This is a genomic window from Cellulomonas shaoxiangyii, assembly GCF_004798685.1.
GTDB classification, from domain to species: Bacteria; Actinomycetota; Actinomycetes; order Actinomycetales; family Cellulomonadaceae; genus Cellulomonas; species Cellulomonas shaoxiangyii.
In genome coordinates, this window is sequence record NZ_CP039291.1 from 2230138 (window position 1) to 2245340 (window position 15203).

Annotated in this window: 17 protein-coding genes; 4 read left to right on the forward strand and 13 right to left on the reverse strand. The window is 76.9% G+C overall.

All coding sequences use genetic code 11. The features are described 5' to 3' along the window. Window positions 1-243: 243 nt before the first annotated feature. The 7 genes from pheT to infC all read right to left on the reverse strand — a co-directional run bounded on the left by pheT (window position 244) and on the right by infC (window position 7672). Window positions 244-2823, reverse strand: a complete 2580-nt coding sequence (gene pheT / locus E5225_RS10115; RefSeq protein ID WP_135973737.1) for a phenylalanine--tRNA ligase subunit beta — start codon at window positions 2821-2823, stop codon at window positions 244-246. Between the two features lies 1 nt (window position 2824). Next, window positions 2825-3895: a phenylalanine--tRNA ligase subunit alpha gene (gene pheS, locus E5225_RS10120; RefSeq protein WP_135973736.1), complete on the reverse strand. Its 1071-nt coding sequence runs from the start codon at window positions 3893-3895 to the stop codon at window positions 2825-2827. Window positions 3896-4070: 175 nt separating this feature from the next. After that, window positions 4071-4712 (reverse strand): RNA 2',3'-cyclic phosphodiesterase, encoded by a 642-nt coding sequence (gene thpR / locus E5225_RS10125; protein ID WP_136225405.1) that lies wholly within the window; start codon window positions 4710-4712, stop codon window positions 4071-4073. 66 nt (window positions 4713-4778) lie between these two features. After that, a complete protein-coding gene (locus E5225_RS10130; RefSeq protein ID WP_135975634.1) occupies window positions 4779-5594 on the reverse strand; it encodes a TrmH family RNA methyltransferase in 816 nt (271 codons plus the stop codon). Window positions 5595-5727: 133 nt separating this feature from the next. Continuing rightward, the gene (rplT, locus tag E5225_RS10135; RefSeq protein WP_135975630.1) at window positions 5728-6111 is read right to left on the reverse strand and encodes a 50S ribosomal protein L20; all 384 of its coding nucleotides are present in this window, start codon (window positions 6109-6111) and stop codon (window positions 5728-5730) included. Window positions 6112-6177: 66 nt separating this feature from the next. Next, window positions 6178-6372, reverse strand: a complete 195-nt coding sequence (rpmI, locus tag E5225_RS10140) for a 50S ribosomal protein L35 (RefSeq protein WP_135975628.1) — start codon at window positions 6370-6372, stop codon at window positions 6178-6180. Window positions 6373-6457: 85 nt separating this feature from the next. Continuing rightward, window positions 6458-7672: a translation initiation factor IF-3 gene (gene infC, locus E5225_RS10145; RefSeq protein WP_136225407.1), complete on the reverse strand. Its 1215-nt coding sequence runs from the start codon at window positions 7670-7672 to the stop codon at window positions 6458-6460. A 340-nt stretch (window positions 7673-8012) separates the two neighbouring features. Between infC and E5225_RS10150 the strand changes: the two genes are divergently transcribed. The 4 genes from E5225_RS10150 (at window position 8013) to E5225_RS10165 (ending at window position 10458) form a co-directional block, all read left to right on the forward strand. Beyond that, entirely contained in the window at window positions 8013-8384 is a 372-nt protein-coding gene (locus E5225_RS10150; protein ID WP_135974095.1) for a DUF1844 domain-containing protein, read from the forward strand. 157 nt (window positions 8385-8541) lie between these two features. Beyond that, window positions 8542-9252: a hypothetical protein gene (locus tag E5225_RS10155; RefSeq protein WP_135974094.1), complete on the forward strand. Its 711-nt coding sequence runs from the start codon at window positions 8542-8544 to the stop codon at window positions 9250-9252. Beyond that, window positions 9249-9992, forward strand: a complete 744-nt coding sequence (locus tag E5225_RS10160) for a S1C family serine protease (protein WP_135974093.1) — start codon at window positions 9249-9251, stop codon at window positions 9990-9992. The genes E5225_RS10155 and E5225_RS10160 overlap by 4 nt, the downstream gene beginning before the upstream one ends. A gap of 85 nt (window positions 9993-10077) precedes the next feature. Further along, on the forward strand, window positions 10078-10458 hold the full coding sequence (locus E5225_RS10165; protein WP_135974092.1) for a spore germination protein GerW family protein: 381 nt from the start codon (window positions 10078-10080) through the stop codon (window positions 10456-10458). A gap of 79 nt (window positions 10459-10537) precedes the next feature. On the opposite strand, the gene E5225_RS10170 is transcribed toward E5225_RS10165, so the two are convergent. The 6 genes from E5225_RS10170 to E5225_RS10195 all read right to left on the reverse strand — a co-directional run bounded on the left by E5225_RS10170 (window position 10538) and on the right by E5225_RS10195 (window position 15157). Beyond that, a complete protein-coding gene (locus tag E5225_RS10170; protein WP_135974091.1) occupies window positions 10538-11269 on the reverse strand; it encodes an SseB family protein in 732 nt (243 codons plus the stop codon). Beyond that, entirely contained in the window at window positions 11266-12012 is a 747-nt protein-coding gene (priA, locus tag E5225_RS10175) for a bifunctional 1-(5-phosphoribosyl)-5-((5-phosphoribosylamino)methylideneamino)imidazole-4-carboxamide isomerase/phosphoribosylanthranilate isomerase PriA (RefSeq protein WP_135974090.1), read from the reverse strand. Before priA ends, E5225_RS10170 begins: the two co-directional genes overlap by 4 nt. Window positions 12013-12098: 86 nt before the next feature. After that, window positions 12099-12752 (reverse strand): imidazole glycerol phosphate synthase subunit HisH, encoded by a 654-nt coding sequence (hisH, locus tag E5225_RS10180; protein ID WP_135974089.1) that lies wholly within the window; start codon window positions 12750-12752, stop codon window positions 12099-12101. Window positions 12753-12819: 67 nt separating this feature from the next. Continuing rightward, on the reverse strand, window positions 12820-13380 hold the full coding sequence (locus tag E5225_RS10185) for a hypothetical protein (RefSeq protein ID WP_243738308.1): 561 nt from the start codon (window positions 13378-13380) through the stop codon (window positions 12820-12822). Further along, window positions 13377-14003, reverse strand: a complete 627-nt coding sequence (gene hisB, locus E5225_RS10190; RefSeq protein ID WP_135974088.1) for an imidazoleglycerol-phosphate dehydratase HisB — start codon at window positions 14001-14003, stop codon at window positions 13377-13379. Before hisB ends, E5225_RS10185 begins: the two co-directional genes overlap by 4 nt. After that, window positions 14000-15157, reverse strand: a complete 1158-nt coding sequence (locus tag E5225_RS10195; RefSeq protein ID WP_135974087.1) for a histidinol-phosphate transaminase — start codon at window positions 15155-15157, stop codon at window positions 14000-14002. The genes hisB and E5225_RS10195 overlap by 4 nt, the downstream gene beginning before the upstream one ends. Window positions 15158-15203: the final 46 nt, after the last annotated feature.

The following is a 15203-nucleotide window of genomic DNA, read 5'->3' on the forward strand; positions in this document are numbered from 1 at the left end:
GATGGACGAACGTCCAACTGGGCGAACGGGACACACGGGCGCCATCCGGGACGAACCCGGCGTGGCGATCCCGCGCCGCGGGGGCGCCGATCGCCGCACCGGGGACCTTCGTCCCGGCCGCCGGCGTGCTGTCGACCTCGTCGTCGGCGCCGGTGCATGACGTCCACGACGTCGACGGCGGCGGTGCGAGGACGTCCTCGCACCGCCGCCGTCACGGGGTCCCGGCCGGGGCCGGGTGCGCGATCAGGACCGCAGCTGCGCCCCCACGCGGGCGTGCGCCTCGGCCACCACGGCCTCGCGCACCGCGGCCGTCTCGTCGGCCGTGAGCGTCCGGTCGGGCGCGCGCAGCCGCAGCGCGAACGCGAGCGACCTGCGCCCCTCCCCCACCTGGTCGCCCGTGTACACGTCGAACAGGCGCACGTCCTCGAGGACGTCCCCCGCCGGGCTCTGCGCGGCACCGGCCCGCACGGCGGCGAGCACGTCGGCCGCCGGCACGTCGGCGTCGACCACGAGCGCGACGTCCTCCTTCGCCACCGGGAAGGTCGAGACCGGCACGGCCTGGACCGGCCCGGACGACGACGCCGCGAGCAGCGCGTCGAGGTCGAGCTCGAACGCGACCGTCCGGGCGGGCAGGTCGAGAGCCGACACCACGTGCGGGTGCAGCTCGCCGGCGTGACCGACGGGCGTGCCCGACGCCGTCGCCAGCGCCGCGCACCGGCCCGGGTGGAACGGCGCCCGCCCGCTGTCGGCCGACGCGACCAGCTCGACGCCGGCGACCTGTGCCACCCGCCGTGCGAGGGCGATCGCGTCCGTGTGGTCGGCGCGACGTCCGGCGCCCCACCACCCGGCCGGCTCGAGGTGACCCGCGAGGACGCCCGCGACGTGCAGCGGCTGCGCCGGGACCGCCGCCTCGAGCGCGGCGAGGTCCGCGTCCGAGGGCCGGGCACCGCCCGGCAGGCGCGGGGCGACGCCCGACCCGGGCGCCGGCAGCGTCACGAGGCCGGCCTCGAACACCGCGAGGTCGGTCGTGCCCCGGCTGACGTTGCGCCGCGCCGTGTCCAGCAGCGTGACGAGCAGGTCCGTGCGCATCAGCGGCTCGGAGTCGGTCAGCGGGTTGACGAGCCGCACGGCACGCCGGCGCTCGTCGTCCGCGCCCAGGCCGAGCGCGTCGACCTGCGCGGCGCCGACGAACGGGTAGCTGAGCACCTCGACGAGCCCGGCCGACGCGAGCGCGTCCGCGACCGCCCGGCGCACGCGCTGGCCGCGGGTGAGCCCGCGACCGGTCGGCGCCGGCGGGACCACGGACGGGATCGCGTCGTAGCCGCGCAGGCGCGCGACCTCCTCGACGAGGTCGACGCCGTGCTGCAGGTCCGGCCGCCACGTCGGCACGTGCACGGTCCACGTCTCGCCGGCGTCCTCGACCGTGCACCCGATCGCCTCGAGCGTCTCGCGCACCTCCTCGGCCGTGTAGGGCACGCCGACGAGCCGCGCGGGGTGCGTGGGGTCGAACGTGACCGGTGCCGGCGGGGTGGTCGTGTCGACGTCCGTCACGGCGTCCTCGACCGTGCCGCCGCCGTACTGCACGAGCAGCGCGGCCGCGCGCGCCGCGGCCACACGCGGCAGCCGCGGGTCGACGCCCCGCTCGAACCGCTTGGACGCCTCCGACGAGAGGCGGTGCCGCCGCGCGGAGCGCGCCACCGACACGGGGTCGAAGTGCGCGGCCTCGAGGAGCAGGTCCGTCGTGGCGGGCCCGACCTCGGTCTCGGCGCCGCCCATGACACCGGCGATGCCGAGCACGCGCGCGCCGCGCCCACCGGTCGAGTCGGTGACGAGCAGGTCCTCGGGGTCGAGCGCGCGGTCGACGCCGTCGAGCGTCGTCAGCCGCTCCCCCGGGCGCGCACGCCGCACCACGACGGGCGCGGTCAGCGTCGCGAGGTCGTAGGCGTGCATCGGCTGCCCGAGGTCGAGCATCACGTAGTTCGTGACGTCGACCGCGAGGCTGATCGGCCGCATGCCCGCACGCGTCAGCCGCTGCTGCATCCAGGCGGGCGACGGCCCGTGCGCCGCGACGCCCCGCACGACCTGCGCGACGAACCGGTCCGCCCCGGGCACGCCGTGCACCGGGCGCTCGTCGTCGACCTCGACCGCGAAGCCCGCCGGCCGCGCCTCGTCCTCGTCGCCCGTCGGCAGGCCCGGGTCGGTGAACGCCGCACCGGTGGAGTGCCCGTACTCGCGGGCGACGCCGCGCATGGAGAAGCAGTACCCCCGGTCGGGGGTCACGTTGATCTCCAGGACCTCCTCGCCGAGGCCCAGCAGCTCGAGCGCGTCCGTGCCCGGCGCCGTGACGTCCGCGCCGTACCCGAGGCGCTCGAGCACGATGATGCCGTCGTGGTCCTCGCCGAGCCCCAGCTCGCGGGCGGAGCAGATCATCCCGTCGGACACGTGCCCGTACGTCTTGCGCGCCGAGATCGGGAACGGCCCCGGCAGGACGGCACCGGGCAGCGCGACGACGACGCGGTCGCCCGCGCCGAAGTTGTGGGCACCGCAGACGATGCCGCGCGGCACGGTCGGGTTCCCGTCGCCGTCGAGGTCGTTGTGCGCGCCGACGTCGACGTGGCACCAGTTGATCGTCTTGCCGTTCTTCTGCGGCTCGGGCGTCAGGTCGACGACCTGACCGACGACGAGGGGCCCGGTGACGCCGGACGCGTGGACGGCCTCCTCCTCGAGCCCGACGCGCACGAGGTCGGCGGCGAGCTGCTCGGCCGTGAGACCGGCGGGGAGCGCGACGTGCTCACCGAGCCAGGACAGCGGGATGCGCGGCATCTCAGACCACCGCCCGGAACTGCGTGGAGAAGCGGACGTCGCCCTCGACCATGTCGCGCATGTCGGCGATGCCGTGGCGGAGCATGAGCGTGCGCTCGATGCCCATGCCGAACGCGAACCCGGAGTACCGCTCCGGGTCGACGCCGCACGCACGCAGCACGTTCGGGTTGACCATCCCGCACCCTCCCCACTCGATCCAGCCCGGCCCGCCCTTCTTCTGCGGGAACCACAGGTCCATCTCGGCGCTCGGCTCCGTGAACGGGAAGAACGACGGGCGCAGTCGCGTACGCGCGTCGGGCCCGAACATCGCCTTCGCGAAGTGGTCCAGGGTGCCCTTGAGGTGCGCCATGGTCAGGCCCTCGTCGATCGCGAGACCCTCGACCTGGTGGAACACCGGCGTGTGCGTCGCATCGAGCGCGTCGGTGCGGAACACCTTGCCCGGGCACGCGATGTAGACGGGCACCCCCCGCTCGAGCAGCGTGCGCGCCTGCACGGGCGAGGTGTGCGTGCGCAGCACGAGGCCGGACGCGTCGGCCGGCACGTCGGGGTCCTGCGGCGCGACGAAGAACGTGTCCTGCATCTGCCGGGCCGGGTGGTCGACGCCGAAGTTCAGCGCGTCGAAGTTGAACCACTCCGCCTCGAGCTCCGGCCCCTCGGCGATCTCCCAGCCCATCGCGACGAACACGTCGGCGATGCGCTCCGACAGGGTCGTGAGCGGGTGACGGGCGCCCGCGGCGTGCCGGTCGGCGGGCAGCGTGACGTCCACCGCCTCCTCGACGAGGACGCGGGCGTCCCGCTCGGCCTCGAGCTCGGACGTGCGCGCGGCCACCGCGGCGTTGACGCGTCCGCGCGCCTGGCCGAGCAGCTTGCCGGCCGCCGCCTTGTCGGCGCCGGGCAGGCCGCCGATCGCACGGTTCGCCCGTGCGAGCGCGCTGTGCTCGCCGGTGTGGGCGAGGCGCGCCGCCTTGAGGGCGTCGAGGTCGCCGGCGGCGGCGACGTCGGCCAGCGCGGCGTCGACCGCGGCGGCGACGCCGTCGGCGTCGAGCGGGGACAGGGGTGTGTCGTCGGTCATCAGGACCTTCCAGGACGGTGCCGGGCGGCCGTCACCCGCGCGGGCGCGAGGGGTGGCCGGCGGTCGCGCCGCGCAGGGGCACGGGTCGACCGGTCGAGAAGTCTAGTGGCGCCCGTCCCGGGGCCGGTGGCGCCGTCCGCTCCCGCGCGCGTCGCGCGGCGTCGTGGCCGCGGTCTCAGCCGCGCAGCCTGTACTCGCCGACGGGCGTGTACAACGGCCCGCCGCCGCGGCCCTCACCCGGTCGCGACTCGACGAGCGTCACGGCCTGCACCCACCACGTGGGCCCGTCGTACACCGCGAGCGCGTGCGCGGCCACGTCGACCGCGTCGGGCGCGACCCCGGCCGACGCCCGCTCCCCCGGTCCGCGCGCCCCCCGGGCCGACCCGCGCCGGCGCGGCGGCCGCGACCCGGGCCGGGCGCGACCGACGGTCAGGTGGGGGCGGTTGCGTGCGCGGTCGTCGGGCCGGGCGCCCGCCGCGTCGCCGACGTCGCGCGCGCCGGCCGCGAGCCGCGTCATCGCCTCGACGTCACCGCCGACGCCGACCCAGAGCGTGCGGTGCGAGAACACGCCGGCGCCGCGAAGCGCCAGCTCGAACGGCGCCGACCCTGCCGCGAGCCCGTCGAGCCCTTCGGCGAGGTCGTCGGCGAGGGCGTCCGGCACCGAGCCGTAGAACGCCGCCGTGAGGTGCCACGCCTCCCGCGCCGTCCACCGCAGACCCTCCTCACCGCCCGGCCCACGGGGGCGCACCGACGCGAGCGCGAGGTCGAGGTGGTCGAGGACGTCGGCCGGGGGCCACACCGCGGCGAACAGACGCATGCGGTCAGCCTGCCAGGCCGCGGCACCCCGCGTCGGCGGCGGTGCGGCGGGCGGCCCCCCGGGACGTCAGCGCTGCGCGCGGGCGGAGGCGAACAGGCACACGGCGGCCGCCGTGGCCAGGTTGAGCGACTCCGCCCGCCCGCGGATCGGAACCCGGACCACCGCGTCGGCGAGCGCGCGGTCGTCGTCGGACATGCCCCACGCCTCGTTGCCGAAGACCCACGCCGTCGGCGCCGTGAGGTCCGGGACGCCGGCCGGCGCGTGGCCCGCGACGTCCAGGAGGTCGTCGAGGTCGTGGCTGCCGCGGCCGTCCGCTGCCAGCACGGTCAGGCCGGCGGCGCGCAGGTCCACGACGACGTCGGCGAGCTCGCCGCCGGTCGCCACGGGCAGGTGGAACAGCGAGCCGGCGGTCGAGCGCACCACCTTCGGGTTGTGCAGGTCGACGCTCGCGCCCGTGAGCACGACGCCCCCCGCGCCCGCCGCGTCGGCGGCCCGCACGACCGTGCCGGCGTTGCCCGGGTCGCGGACCTGGGAGAGCACGGCGACGAGCCGCGGGCGGGCCGCGAGGACGTCGGCGCGGTCGGGCACGACGGCGTCGACCACCGCGACGAGCTGCTGCGCGTCCGGGCTCATCGCCTCGAGGACGTCGGCCGTGCCGGGCCGCACGCGCACGCCCGCGTGCCGCGCGGCGGTCACCAGGTCGGGGTACCGGTCGGCGGCGTCGGGGCCGACGTACAGGTCGCGCACGTGCTCGGCCGCCTCCGCCACCGCCTCGCGGACGGACTGGGGTCCCTCGACGAGGAACGCGCCGGCCCGGCGCCGCACCGCGCGCTGCGCGAGCGCGCGGACCTGCTTGACCCGCTCGGCGCGGGGGTTGGTCATGATCTCGTCGGACACAGCGTCCCTTCTCGTGCCTGGTCGGCCGTGTCACACCGGGCGGGTGCGCCCGGGCCCGGACGCGGCGCCGCCCCCGCCGTCACGAGGACGACGGGGGCGGTGCGAGGAGTGCGGCTGCTCAGGCGGCGGCCGGCGCGTTGACGTCCTCGGGCAGCGCGGCCTTGGCCACCTGCACGAGCGCGGCGAACGCCGCGGCGTCGTTGACCGCCATGTCGGCGAGGACGCGACGGTCGACCTCGACACCCGCGGCCTTGAGGCCCTGGATGAGGCGGTTGTACGTCAGGCCGTTCGCGCGCGACGCGGCGTTGATCCGCTGGATCCACAGCTTGCGGAAGTCGCCCTTGCGCGCCTTGCGGTCGCGGTAGGCGTAGACGAGGGAGTGGGTGACCTGCTCCTTCGCCTTGCGGTACAGGCGCGACCGCTGGCCGCGGTAGCCGCTGGCCTTCTCGAGGGTCGAGCGGCGCTTCTTCTGGGCGTTGACCGCCCGCTTCACGCGTGCCACGTGATGCTCCTTGCTTGGGGTCCGGGGCCGGGTGCTCCCGCGGCGCCTCGTGAGGCGCCACGCGGGTCAGCGACCGAGCAGCTTCTTGATCTTGGGGGTGTCGGCGGGCGAGACGACGACGTCACCGGCGATGCGGCGGGTCCGGCGGCTCGACTTGTGCTCGAGCAGGTGACGGCCGCCGGCCTGCTCACGCATGATCTTGCCGGTACCGGTGACCCGGAACCGCTTCTTGGCACCGGAGTGCGTCTTGTTCTTCGGCATGGCTGCCGTGTCTCCTTGTCGTTCGCATCGCACGGTCGTGCGACTCGGGGTCAGCGGGCGCCCTGGCGGACGCGCCGGGGTGGGGTCAGCCGGCGTCCTCGTCCGATGCCGGGCGGGGGCCCGGCCGCGGGGCCGGCTTGGGCGCACCGCCCGGGCGGGGGCCCGGACGGACGCCGGTCGGCGCGGGAGCCGGCGGGCGGGGTGCGGCCGGACGCGGCGCCGCCTCGGGGGCGGCAGGACGCGACGCCGGTGCGCTCCGCGGTGCGGCGGCCGGCCGGGCAGCCGGCGACGGCGCGGGCCGCGACGCGGTGGACGGAGCGGGCCGCGACGCGGTCGAGGGAGCCGGACGCGACCCGGTCGAGGAGGCCGGACGCGACCCGCTCGACGAGGCCGGGCGCGTGGTCGCGGCCGGGCGCGCCGGTGCCGACGGGGCCGTGCGGGCCGGTGCGGTCCGGGCGGGTGCCTCGGCTCGCTCGGGAGCCGGACGCTCGGAGGCCGCGGGCGGCGCCGTCTCGGCGACCGGCGCAGGGGCCTGCGCCGCGGGCGCCTCCGTCGGTGCAGCAGGCGCGGTCGGCTCCGCCGCAGCATCCGCCGGCACGAGGGCCGGCGCAGCCTCGGGCGCCTCGTCCGGGGTGACGTCGTCGATCTCGTCGATCTCGTCCTGCTCCGGGCGGTCGTCCCGCGGGTGCGTGGCGGCCGCGCGCCGCTGCTCCTTCTGCTGGTCCGCCTTCTTCTTCGTCGGGCCCAGCACCATGATCATGTTGCGGCCGTCCTGCTTCGGCATGCTCTCGATGAACCCGAGCTCGGCGACGTCCGCGGCGAGCCGCTGGAGCAGGCGCACGCCCATCTCCGGGCGCGACTGCTCGCGGCCGCGGAACATGATCATGACCTTGACCTTGTCGCCGGCGGCGAGGAACCGCTCGACGTGGCCCTTCTTGGTGCCGTAGTCGTGCGGGTCGATCTTGAGCCGGAAGCGGATCTCCTTGAGGACGGTGTTGGCCTGGTTCCGCCGGGCCTCACGCGCCTTCATGTCGGCCTCGTACTTGAACTTGCCGAAGTCCATGATCTTGCACACGGGCGGACGTGCGGTCGGGGCGACCTCGACCAGGTCGAGGTCGGCGTCCTGGGCCAGACGCAGCGCGTCCTCCACGCGGACGATGCCGACCTGCTCGCCGTTGGGTCCGACGAGTCGGACCTCGGCGACGCGGATCCGATCGTTGATGCGGGGCTCGCTGATGTGGTGCTCCTCGGGTTCGTCGTGGCGGACCCCAGGAACGAGGAAGGCCCCCGTCCTGGGCACAGGAGGAGGCCACGTCCGTACGGCGGGCGCACACGGCAACCACCGGCCAGGCCGACAGGATTTCCCGTCGACCTGAGGACTGGGACCCGGTCCCTGTCGTCGGCGCGGCCGACGGGCGGGACCCAGGTGGGAAGGACTCCACTTGTGCACCCGCCCCACCGCGTGACCCCGACTCCGGCACGGACCCCGGGGTGCGGGGGCCGTGCGGCGGGACGGGAACGCGCGACGGCGCGGGTCAGTCGAGGACCAGGCTACCACCCGCCCCGGTGAGCGCGGCAACGGCGCCGTCGCACACGGCGCGGCCGCGGCGGCGTCCGGCCGCGATGAGAGGATCGGCACCATGACGGACCCCACCGACGAGCAGGACCAGCGCGCCGCCGAGGCGGTGCGCGACATCGCCGACGTCGCCGCGGTCGAGGTGATCACGGCCGCCGCCGTGCACCTCATGAGCGCCGCCGCGGTGAAGTGCGGCCTGGCGGAGGACGGCCCCGACGGGCCGGGTGCACGGCACCGGGACCTCGACGAGGCCCGCAAGCTCATCACGGCGCTCGCCGCCCTCGTGACGGCCTCCGCGCCCGACATCGGCAACCAGCACGCGCGCTCCCTGCGCGACGGGCTGCGGTCCCTCCAGCTGGCCTTCCGCGAGGCGTCGCCCTTCCCCGACGCGCCCGGCGACGGGCCCGGCGAGAAGTTCACCGGTCCCGTCTCCTGACGGCACCACCCGGCGTCGGCCCGCGCCCGACCGCTCGGGCCGCCCCCGCCGCACGTGACGTCGGCCGCGGGCGCCCGGCCACCGCCGTCCGTGTGGTCCCCGCAGACCCGCCGCCGCACCACGCCGGGGACGGTGGCCCGCCGCCTATCCTGGCGCGATGACCGGCCCGAGCGGACCCGCACCCTCCCCCGGACCCCAGCAGCCGCCCGACGGACCCGCGTGGTGGACCCCGGCCGCGGCGCCCCTCCCCGCCGCACCGGGTCCGTCCGCACCGCACGGGCCGGGACCCCACGCCCCCGGACCGCACGCGTCCGCGCCGCGCACGCCGGTGCCGTTCCCGGTCGAGACCCCGCCGCGCCGGCGACGCGCGGTCGCGGTCCTGTCCGTCGTGCTCGTGGCCGTGCTCGTCGCGGCCGGGCTCGTCGGCGCGCGCCTGTGGACCACGACGCGCGAGTGGGAGCGCGCCGCGGCCGAGTGGGAGGCGCTGGCCCGCACGCACGGCGACCAGCTCGCGCAGGCGACCGCCGAGCTCGAGGCCACGACCGGCGACCTCGCGGCGACGCGTGACCAGCTGGCCACCGCCCAGGCCCGCATCACCGAGCTCGCCGACGAGAAGGCGCAGCTCGGCGACACGACCGCCGCCCAGCAGCAGCTCGCCGACTACCAGGCCCGCGTCTCGGAGGCGGCCGGTGAGGTCGCGACCGCGCTGGCCAACTGCATCGACGGGCAGGAGGCGCTCATCGGCTACCTCGGCGAGGCGGACCGCTACGACGCCGCCGAGCTGGCGCGCTTCCGGGCGGACGTCGAGCGCGTGTGCGGCGCCGCGAGCGACGCCAACGCCTCGCTCCAGCGGGAGCTGGCGCGGTGACGTCGCGCCGGCACCACGCCGCCCGCACCGGCGCGCTCGTGGCGGCCGCGGTGGTCCTCACGGCGTGCGCCGCGCTGCCCGCGCCGCCGGCCCCCGTCCCCACGAGCGTCGTCCCGAGCACGGTGCCGGCGCCGGCCGCGACGGACGACGGCTCCCAGCTGTCCCCCGACGGCTTCGACGCGGCGCAGCGCATGGCCGTCCGCATCCGGAACATCGGCTGCGGCGCGCTGTCGACCGGGTCCGGCTTCGCCATCGACGAGCACACCCTCGTGACGAACAAGCACGTCGTCGCCGACTCGGCGCAGCTCGAGCTGAGCACGTACGACGGCCGCGACGTGGCGGCCGAGGCGGCCAGCACCGCCGCGCTGGCGGACCTCGCCGTCGTGCGGACCGTCGACGCCCTGCCCGCCGCACCCGTGCTCGCCGACGCCGACCCCGCGATCGGCGACCCCGTCACGGTGGTCGGCTACCCGCTCGGGCGGCAGCTGACCGTGACGGACGGCCGCATCATGGGCGCCGTCACCGACCCCCTGCACGCCAACCTCGGGGAGGTGCTGGTCACCGACGCGCCGGTCGAGCCGGGCTCGTCCGGGTCCGCGGCGCTCGACGCGTCGGGGCGCGTCATCGGCGTCGTCTACGCCAAGAACGCGACCGGCATGAGCTTCGTCGTGCCCGTCAGCACCCTGCGCACCCTGCTCGCCGACGCCGCCGCCTTCGCACCCGCGCCGACGTGCGGCTGACGGGCGCACACCGGGCCGCCCGGCTCGCCACAGCACCGCCGACGACCCCCCGCCCGCCGCGGGGGCACGACCACCGGGAGACGCCATGACCGAGCGCACGTTCGACCCCGCCGCGCTGCTGCGGGCGGCCGCCGACACCCTGTCCGTCCGCCGTGCGTTCGGCGAGGCGTACGAGCACGACGGCGTGCTCGTGGTGCCCGTCGCGCGGGTGTCCGGCGCGACGGGCACCGGTGCCGGCGGCGCGCTGGGCGACACGTCGGTCGACGGCGCGCGCGCCACGGGGGACGGCGGCGGTGGCGGCTGGGCCACGCACGTGCGGCCGCTCGGCGTCGTCGTCGTCGACGGGCGCGGCGCGCGCTGGTCGCCCGTCGTGGACGTCGACCGCGCGATCCTCGGCGGACAGGTCGCGCTCGCGGCGGTCGCGAGCGCGTGCGCGTTCGCGTGGGCCGTGCGGCGACGGCGCTGACGACCGCGGGGGTCCCACCCGTGGGCGCCCGCCCGGCGTCGGTCCGCCCGGCGTCGGTCCGCCCCGCGTCGGTCCGGCGTCAGTCCGCCGCGTGCAGCTTCAGCTCGAGCGAGTCGACGCGCGCCGTGACGACCGGGTCGGCCGCGAGCGCCGCGTTGACCTCCGCGAGCACGCGGTCGAGCGCGGCCCGGTCCAGGCCGGGCAGGAGCCCGAGCCGCACGGCCACCTCGGCGCGCACCCCCGGCACCGCGTCGACCGTGCGCACGAGCCGGACACCGGCCAGGGCCGCCGCGACGGCACCCCCCACCTCGGGGTCGACCCGTCCGCCGGCGACCGCCGGGCGCCACGCCTCCCCGCGGGCCAGCGCCTCCACGGCGGTGCGCGGCAGCACGACGGGCACCGGGCCGGCCGGGTCCACGACCAGCACCTCCCACCCCTCGGCGACCGCGGACAGGGCGGCCCGAGGGACGTCGCTCGGGACGGGGCGGGCGTCGGCGCGCCAGCGGCGCATCGCGTCCACGCCCGTGAAGACGGGCAGCGCGGTGCGCCCGTCCGGCGTCCGCAGCGCGACGACCCCGGCGGACGCCTCCTTGTCGACGGTGTGCGCGTGCCCGTCGTGCTCGACGACGTCGGCGACCTCGAGCTCGGCGAGCACGGGGACGAGCACGCGCGTCGGCGCGAGGGCGGCGACGACCTCGGCGACGTCCGCGTCGCCGCCCGCGTGGCGCGCGAGCACCGCGGTCAGCGCGGGGTCCGCGGAGCCGTCGTCGCCGGCGAACGGCGACGACGGCGGCAGGGCGCGCCCGGTCACGGCCGCCCGGCGACGTCGAGGGCCTGCGGAAGCGTGAACGCGCCGGCGTAGAGCGCCTTGCCGACGATCGCGCCCTCGACGCCCACGGGCACGAGCGTGCGCAGGGCCTCGAGGTCGGCGAGGCTCGAGACGCCGCCCGACGCGACGACGGGAGCCGACGTCCGCGTGCAGACCTCCCGCAGCAGCTCGAGGTTGGGGCCGCGCAGCGTGCCGTCCTTCGTGACGTCCGTGACGACGTAGCGGGCGCACCCGGCCTCGTCCAGGCGCGCGAGCACCTCCCAGAGGTCGCCGCCGTCCTGGGTCCACCCGCGGGCGGCGAGCGTCGTGCCGCGCACGTCCAGGCCCACGGCCACCTGCTCGCGGTGGGACGCGATGACCCGCGCGGTCCACTCCGGGTCCTCGAGCGCCGCCGTCCCGAGGTTGACGCGCGTCGCACCGGTGGCCAGCGCGCGCTCGAGCGACGCGTCGTCGCGGATGCCCCCGGACAGCTCGACCTTGACGCCCCGCCCGGCGAGCTCCCGCGTCACGTCCGCGAGCAGCGGCGCGTTGGAGCCGCGCCCGAAGGCGGCGTCGAGGTCGACGAGGTGGATCCACTCGGCGCCACCGTCGTACCAGTCGAGCGCCGCGGTGAGCGGGTCGCCGTAGGACGTCTCCGACCCGGCCTCCCCCTGCACCAGGCGGACGGCCTGGCCGTCGGCGACGTCGACGGCGGGCAGCAGCTCGAGCCGGGGCGTATCGGGCATGGGACCTCTTTCGGGCGCGGGGCACGCCGCTGCGGGTCGCGCCCGGGACGTGCTCGGGTGGGGGACGTGCTCGGGCGGTGCGCCGCTCAGCGCAGCGCGCCGACCCAGTTCGACAGCAGCTGGGCGCCGGCGTCGCCGGACTTCTCGGGGTGGAACTGCGTCGCGGCCAGCGGGCCGTTCTCGACCGCGGCGACGAAGCGGTCACCGTGCTCGGACCACGTCACGAGCGGCGCCGGCATGGGGTGCTCACCCGGCGCGGGGGCCTCGGCGAGCGGGAACGACCGTGCCGCGTAGGAGTGCACGAAGTAGAAGCGCTCGTCCTGCAGGCCGTCGAACAGCACGGTGCCCTCGGGGGCGTCGACCGTGGACCAGCCCATGTGCGGGACGACGTCGGCCTCGAGCCGGTCGACCACGCCGCGCCACTCCCCCAGGCCCTCGGCGCGCACGCCGTGCTCGACCCCCTCGTCGAACATCACCTGCATGCCGACGCAGATGCCGAGCACCGGACGTCCGCCGGCGAGGCGGCGGTCGACGACCTGGTCGCCGCCGACGCCGCGCAGCCCGTCCATCACCGCGCCGAACGCACCGACGCCCGGGACGACGAGGCCGTCGGCCTCGAGCGCGGCCTGCTTGTCACCGGTCAGCTCGACGTCCGCACCGACGCGCTGGAGGGCGCGGACGGCCGAGCGCACGTTGCCGAAGCCGTAGTCGAGGACGACGACGCGAGGGGACGTGGGCACCCCCCCAGCCTACCCGCGTGCGCCGGCGCACCCGCAGCGCGCGGCGACGGGCACGGGCCCCGCGGCGTCAGCGGCGGTGCTGCGCGAGCAGACGCATGGCCTTCCAGCGGGAGAGCCCGACGGACGTCACGACGCCCTCCAGCTCGCCGACCGGCACGTCCCCGAGGAGCAGGTCCTCGAGCGCGGGCGGGGCGCCCGAGAGCACGAGGCCCGCGGGGAGGTCCTTCTCACGCTCGCCGCCGACCCACTGCGACGCGTCGATCTTCTCGGCGCGCCGCTCGAGCAGCACCACCGGCACGCCGCGCAGCATCTGCGACACCGCCGCGGCACCCTGCTGACCCTCCGTGGGCCTGCGCAGGACCGCGAGCGCGCCGACGGGCGAGGGCACCGCGTCCACGTCGAGCCGCGCGATCGCGCACGCCGCGGCGAGCGCCTCCGCGGTGGCGACCTGCGTGACCACGACCGCGAGGGTGGGTGCCTGCGGCGTGGTCAGGGACGACAGGTCGTCCGGGACCTCGAACGCGAGCTCCTGGGCACCCTCGGGTCCGGGCTCGTCCCCACGCGGCTCGTCGGGACGCGGCTCGTCCGGACGCGGCTCGTCGGGGCGGCGCTCGCCCGGGCCGCTCACAGCGCGCCCTTCGTGGACGGCACGCCGTCGACGCGCGGGTCCAGCGCCACGGCCGCCCGCAGCGCGCGCGCCAGCGCCTTGAACTGCGCCTCGACGATGTGGTGCGGGTCGCGGCCCGCGAGGACGCGGACGTGGACCGTGAAGGCCGCGTGGTGCGCGATCGACTCCAGCACGTGGGCCGTCAGGGAACCCGTGAAGTGCCCCCCGATCAGGTGGTACTCCTGCCCCGGCGGCTCTCCGGTGTGCACCAGGTACGGCCGGCCGGAGACGTCGACGACCGCCTGCGCGAGCGCCTCGTCCAGCGGGACCGTGGCGTCGCCGTAGCGCGCGATGCCCCGCTTGTCACCGAGCGCCGCCCGCAGCGCCTGCCCGAGCACGATCGCGACGTCCTCGACCGTGTGGTGCACGTCGATGTCGGTGTCGCCGCTCGCGCGGACCGTGAGGTCGATGAGCGAGTGCTTGCCCAGCGCGGTGAGCATGTGGTCGTAGAACGGCACGGTCGTGTCGATGTCGACCCGTCCGGTTCCGTCGAGGTCGAGCTCGACCACGACGGTCGACTCGCTGGTCGTCCGCTCCACGCGGGCCGTGCGCCGGGCCACCGGCGCGTCCTGCTGCGGGCTCATCGTCCCGTCACCTCCACCAGGGCGGCGCGGAACGCCGCCGTCTCCGCCGGGGTGCCGACCGACACCCGCAGCCATCCCTCCGGACCCGTGACGCGCACGAGCACGCCCCGGTCGAGCAGACCCTGCCAGACCGCCTGGCGGTCGTCGAACGTGCCGAACAGCACGAAGTTCGCGTCGGAGTCGCACGCGACGAAGCCGCGCGCACGCAGCCACGCGACCAGGCCGTCGCGCTCCTCGCGGAGCGAGCCGACCTGCGCCATCAGCTCCGGCGCGTGCGCGAGCGCGGCCCGCGCGACGGCCTGCGTGACCGCCGACAGGTGGTACGGCAGCCGCACCACGCGCAGCGCGTCCACGAGCGCGGTGCTCGCCGCGAGGTAGCCGACGCGCGCCCCGGCCAGACCGAACGCCTTCGACATCGTGCGGCTCACGGCCAGGTGCGGGTGCTCGGCGAGCAGCTCGAGCGCGGAGGGGGTGCCGGTCCGGCGGAACTCGCCGTACGCCTCGTCGACGACGACGACGCAGCCGCCCGGCACCCGCGCGGCCGCGTCCAGCACGACGCGGACCGTCCCGGCCGGCAGCGCCGTGCCCGTGGGGTTGTTCGGGCTCGCGAGCAGCACGACGCTCGGCGCGTGCTCGGCGATCGCCGCGCGGGCGTGCTCCGGGTCGATCGAGAAGTCCTCGCTGCGCCGGCCGACGACCCACGCCGTCGACGTGTCGCGCGCGTACTCCGGGTACATCGAGTACGTCGGCGCGAAGGACAGCGCGGTACGCCCCGGCCCGCCGAACGCCTGGAGCACGTGCAGCATGATCTCGTTCGAGCCGTTCGCGGCCCACACCTGCGCGGGGTCGAGCCGCACGCCGGACTCGGTCGCGAGGTAGTCGGCGAGGTCGGTGCGCAGCGCGACGAAGTCGCGGTCGGGGTACCGGTTGAGCCCGCGCGCCGCCTCCGCGACGGCGGCGGCCACGTCGGCCACGACCTGCTCCGACGGCGCGTAGGGGTTCTCGTTGACGTTGAGCAGGACCGGCACGTCGAGCTGCGGCGCGCCGTAGGGCTCGAGGCCGGCGAGCTCGGGCCGCAGCGGGAGCGCCGCGGCGGCGCGGCCGTCGGCGCGGTCCGGGGCGCGGTCCGGGGCGCGGTCTGGGGCGGAGGTCACGGTCCCCGAGTCTAGGGAGCCGCCGGCGTCCCGCGGTCCACGTGCC

Bases quoted from the DNA above. Each gene is read 5' to 3' on its own strand.
- pheT (WP_135973737.1), bottom strand. From the start codon at position 2,823: ATGCCGCGCATCCCGCTGTCCTGGCTCGGTGAGCACGTCGCGCTCCCC.
- pheS (WP_135973736.1), bottom strand. From the start codon at position 3,895: ATGACCGACGACACACCCCTGTCCCCGCTCGACGCCGACGGCGTCGCC.
- thpR (WP_136225405.1), bottom strand. From the start codon at position 4,712: ATGCGTCTGTTCGCCGCGGTGTGGCCCCCGGCCGACGTCCTCGACCAC.
- E5225_RS10130 (WP_135975634.1), bottom strand. From the start codon at position 5,594: ATGACCAACCCCCGCGCCGAGCGGGTCAAGCAGGTCCGCGCGCTCGCG.
- rpmI (WP_135975628.1), bottom strand. From the start codon at position 6,372: ATGCCGAAGAACAAGACGCACTCCGGTGCCAAGAAGCGGTTCCGGGTC.
- E5225_RS10150 (WP_135974095.1), top strand. From the start codon at position 8,013: ATGACGGACCCCACCGACGAGCAGGACCAGCGCGCCGCCGAGGCGGTG.
- E5225_RS10155 (WP_135974094.1), top strand. From the start codon at position 8,542: ATGACCGGCCCGAGCGGACCCGCACCCTCCCCCGGACCCCAGCAGCCG.
- E5225_RS10165 (WP_135974092.1), top strand. From the start codon at position 10,078: ATGACCGAGCGCACGTTCGACCCCGCCGCGCTGCTGCGGGCGGCCGCC.
- priA (WP_135974090.1), bottom strand. From the start codon at position 12,012: ATGCCCGATACGCCCCGGCTCGAGCTGCTGCCCGCCGTCGACGTCGCC.
- hisB (WP_135974088.1), bottom strand. From the start codon at position 14,003: ATGAGCCCGCAGCAGGACGCGCCGGTGGCCCGGCGCACGGCCCGCGTG.